Origin of the sequence: Flavobacterium sp. YO12, assembly GCF_004119495.1 — a bacterium.
Taxonomy (GTDB): Bacteria; Bacteroidota; Bacteroidia; order Flavobacteriales; family Flavobacteriaceae; genus Flavobacterium.
In genome coordinates, this window is the sequence record NZ_NRQU01000158.1 from 1 (window position 1) to 389 (window position 389).

General features: G+C 37.0%; 1 pseudogene. It reads left to right on the forward strand.

What is annotated here, in order from left to right:
• A pseudogene (locus BOW55_RS20985) lies at nucleotides 1–389 on the forward strand (hypothetical protein); the annotation flags it as partial.

Consider the following 389-nt stretch of genomic DNA (forward strand, 5'->3'; position numbering starts at 1 on the left):
AACAGTTTATTATGGTTCATTAACAGCAGGAACTTGCGAAAGCATCACACGTTTAGCCGTAACAGCAATTATAAATGATGCAGGAACACCAACAGGAAGTGCAATACAAGAGTTTTGTTTAACATCAAATGCTTTAATTTCTGATTTAGTTACAAACGAAAGTAATGTGAGTTGGTACGATGCTGCAAATGGCGGAAATGTAGTTTCGGCAGGAACAACTCTTGTAAACGGCACAATTTATTATGGTTCATTAACAGCAGGAACTTGCGAAAGCATCACACGTTTAGCCGTAACAGCAATTATAAATAATGTAGGAACACCAACAGGAAGTGCGACACAAGAGTTTTGTTCAACATCAAATGCTTTGGTTTCTGATTTAGTTACTAATG